Annotated in this window: 2 protein-coding genes; both read right to left on the minus strand. The window is 53.5% G+C overall.

The genetic code is table 11. The features are described from left to right. Positions 1-37 precede the first annotated feature (37 nt). Positions 38-550: an ATP-binding protein gene (locus ACOYNV_RS27490; protein WP_422903005.1), complete on the minus strand. Its 513-nt coding sequence runs from the start codon at positions 548-550 to the stop codon at positions 38-40. A 353-nt stretch (positions 551-903) separates the two neighbouring features. Continuing rightward, positions 904-1,932 (minus strand): DUF932 domain-containing protein, encoded by a 1,029-nt coding sequence (locus tag ACOYNV_RS27495; RefSeq protein WP_422903006.1) that lies wholly within the window; start codon positions 1,930-1,932, stop codon positions 904-906. Between the last annotated feature and the right edge of the window lie 477 nt (positions 1,933-2,409).

The following is a 2,409-nucleotide window of genomic DNA, read 5'->3' on the forward strand; positions in this document are numbered from 1 at the left end:
TTCTCGCCGCCCTTACTGCCGCCAGATTTGTGCGGATCTACTCAGCCGGCAACAATACCGATAGTCGAGCAGCGGCGGCTTCCTGGAGACTCTCAATCGTCGCGCCCTCGGCCAACAGGGGGTAAAGGCGGGATGGCGGGAGTTGCCACGCCTCTGACAAGCTTAACGGGGCCATTTCCAAACGTGCCACACGCCCTGCCAGGCTTTCCGATATCTGCTTCACCAACTCCGGCGAACTGGACCCTGACAGCAAAAACCGTCCTTTCAAGGAACGGTCCCGGTCAATGGCCACGCGCAACGCCGAGAACAAAGGGGGCGCCAATTGCGCTTCGTCAATCACCACTTTGTCGGCATGCAAACGGAAGAACAGGTCAGGATCGGCCAGTAATTGCTGGCGATCCGTTGAATTTTCCATATCGAAGCGTTGCCATTCGCCGGGAAGCGTACCCAGTAGCGTCGTTTTGCCACACTGCCTGACCCCTGTCAGCACAACGCAAGGGAAGTGAGTCAAGAGTGTTTTAAGGTGGGATTGAATGTGCCGGGAAATCATAGGTGTATTTTATAAAGTTAGACTTTAGTAATTACACCTATATCAGCAGTTTTACAATGAGGAGTTGTAAGCCCAAACCGGCGGAATTTTTAGAATTGGCTTGAAAGCCAGAACTGGCATTACTTTCGGCGGAAAACCGATGTTTTTCGTCAGCGTGTCAAAGCGTCAAATTTCAGACTATTTGAGGCTGAAAAACTGTACGAAAACCACGTCGGAATCGTTTTTCATACGGAAACCTTACCAAACAGGTTTTCCGGCACCTCATTTTTGGCAAACTGGACAAATTCCGCCGGTTTGGGCTTACAACCCCTCATTGTGAATGTTCTCCGATAGCAACAAACATTTCCTGGTAATTACGGTGCTACGGCATGATCAATACCACTCGTAGCTTGGATTCTGGCGAGGGCGGTGGCCTTCAATTTATCGCCGCTGCCTAACAATAGGTGGGCGTAGCGGTCGCTCTCTGTACCCTGGAGATGATCGGACCAGGCCGTGATCGAATTGAGCGCACCCCACCAGTCACCTTCTGCCGGTGGAATGTTCAGTAAGGGAATCCCTTCCAGATGGACGCTCATGACCTCATTCCGGGCCGTCAGAACCGTTTCCATTCGGGTCTCATATCCGCGCAAAACAGCCTTATTATCTTTAGCGGTGGCCGGCTTGGTCGGGTCGGGAATGAGTTGCTTCAAGAAAACCTTGAATGCTTCATTCGTGCAGGGCGTACCGGCGAGGCGTTTGAACAGGGCTTCAGCTTCCTTGGACTGGCGGATGGAGAACTCGAAGAATTTACTGGCGTCGGCCTTGAGTTGGTTGTAGTTCCCGTTGTGTGCGCGTCGAAAGACTTTGCCGGTCACGCCCGGCTTGTGCAGCGCCAGTGACAGGGTGTTCTGGCAAACCACGCGAACGGTCGTCAGGCGAATGTCGATCGCCACCGAGCCGTCATGGCTGTTTGTAAATAAGAGATAGGTTTCCAGGACGTCCTCACCACGGACGCAAATTTCACCTGGCAACTTGGCGAGTAGCCAAATCACTTCGCCGTTCTTGAGGTAGCCCCCGGTGTGGTAGATAGCCTCCCCCTGCCCGATCAGGGCATCGAACATCCGGGCGCCTTCTCGGTTTTGAAGCGGTTGGAAGCCAGGATGGACGACGCCAACGACGCGGCCAGATTCTCCGGGTTTTCGATCGGTACGCACCACAGCGACACGGTGGGAAATCCGGGAGCAGGGTTCGCCGACCGGCATGATGGGAACCCTGGCCACTTCCCAGTCCAGACCGCCAGCCTGTAATGCCTGGTCCAGCGTGGCGGGGTTCGCAAGCTTTTCGCCGAGCTTGTGCCAAGGGCGTTCGCCGAAGTAAAACATTTGTCCAATATTGTGTGCCATGCGATGTTCTCCAGGGTAGATGGCCTTCATCCTGGATGGGCACACGCTCACCAGATGAGCCTGGCGCATACATCACACGAATTATTTTTGCCAGAACCGCCTCGCGTTTAGCGATGCAGGCCACGCAGATCAATAAACGTCGTGTGTCTCCATGGAAGTTATTAGCGGCACTGGCACTGGCTCGGGATCTTCCTATGAGCCTCGTTGGTGCAATGATGATCTCCCTGAATAGCGGTCGCCGCCTGTTGACCATGAGTGCTGCGGTGATTTCAGGGCTCCAGATTCAATGCCTGTCGAAGCATCCTGTACCCCTCACGAATTTATCTTGCACTTGTATATAACAGTGTATGTGTTATATTCAAGTGGCGCATAACTTGAGAGCAACCATGGACGCCCTACCCACTTACGGCTATGACGAGCTTTGCAACTTCAGATTTCTTCTGTTAGGACCCAATTGGTTTGGCACTTTTCACACCA

Source organism: Propionivibrio sp. (genome assembly GCF_049316945.1).
Taxonomy (GTDB): Bacteria; Pseudomonadota; Gammaproteobacteria; order Burkholderiales; family Rhodocyclaceae; genus Propionivibrio.

Bases quoted from the DNA above. Each gene is read 5' to 3' on its own strand.
- ACOYNV_RS27490 (WP_422903005.1), bottom strand. From the start codon at position 550: ATGATTTCCCGGCACATTCAATCCCACCTTAAAACACTCTTGACTCAC.
- ACOYNV_RS27495 (WP_422903006.1), bottom strand. From the start codon at position 1,932: ATGGCACACAATATTGGACAAATGTTTTACTTCGGCGAACGCCCTTGG.